This window comes from Gelidibacter japonicus (genome assembly GCF_010725055.1).
Taxonomy (GTDB): Bacteria; Bacteroidota; Bacteroidia; order Flavobacteriales; family Flavobacteriaceae; genus Gelidibacter; species Gelidibacter japonicus.
Window position 1 is genome coordinate 1 of record NZ_BJKB01000056.1, and the last position, 1,012, is coordinate 1,012.

At 42.8% G+C, this 1,012-nt stretch carries 1 protein-coding gene; it reads right to left on the reverse strand.

What is annotated here, in order from left to right; translation table 11 throughout:
• Window positions 1-14: 14 nt before the first annotated feature.
• Entirely contained in the window at window positions 15-908 is an 894-nt protein-coding gene (locus G6N06_RS19630; protein ID WP_163518395.1) for an IS982 family transposase, read from the reverse strand.
• Between the last annotated feature and the right edge of the window lie 104 nt (window positions 909-1,012).

Consider the following 1,012-nt stretch of genomic DNA (forward strand, 5'->3'; position numbering starts at 1 on the left):
TAACCTGAGTTCGATTAAAAAAGCACGAGTTGATCTGTTTTTACGGTATGATATTTAATACTTGGCTTTTTTGGCAAGAAACTATAGGCAATCAGTCCTGTGATGATATTTACCAAAAAGTTCCCGAAGCTCCTGTGCCTCGAGTGCTCAATTTGGCAGATGTTCTTTAGTTCGTCGTTGACCGTTTCTATGACCGATCGTTTTCTCAGCAATATCTTGTCCGACATTGTCATCAGCGAGTTCTTCATGTTGTTCCTGATGGATGTGATCAGCTGTACGCCATCGATGAATAGCATTTCCATCAGGCTCTTTCCAATGTAGCCCTTGTCGGCGAAGAGCTTTCCATAGATCTTGTCCAGAAAACGTTCATTTTTGAGCGGTTCCCTGTCGTCCACGTTCGCCTGGGTTATGGTAAAGTTCAGTATTTCCCCGCGATCGTTTATGATGATGTGCAGCTTGAAACCGTGGAACCAGCCCATGGTGGAACGCCCCGTAGTGGCGATGCCCTTGAAGACCCTATGGTTGGGGATGCGCTTGTTCTTGCACACCCTTACCGGGGTCGAGTCGATAAAGGAGATGCCCGAGCATTCGCCCAAGCAACAGGACTTAAGGAACAGGGTCATGGCCATCAAGTTCTGTTGCATAAGCTCAGTAAACCTATTGTAGGAGACCGTGTCGGGAAAATCATCTTTCATATGGGTCTTCACGTAGAAAAGATAAAAGTGCTTGAAACACCTGAAACCGCTCAACTGGAAAACAACCGCTATCGTTATTATCTCGCTCTGGGACATAACGGGAGGGCGTTTGGGCTTGTTGCCGATTAGGGATCTATCGATCACTTCGGAATATTCCCTGCAAAATTCATCGACGATACAAAAAATTTCAGTAACTTTAGAGTAGATTATCATGGATAGGTTTTTAGATTAACGAATTAAATTTCAACACTTTAATTTACTAAAAATCTATCTTTTTTTATACAAAAAAATCAAATATTATCAATCGAACTCAGGTT

Bases quoted from the DNA above. Each gene is read 5' to 3' on its own strand.
- G6N06_RS19630 (WP_163518395.1), bottom strand. From the start codon at position 908: ATGATAATCTACTCTAAAGTTACTGAAATTTTTTGTATCGTCGATGAA.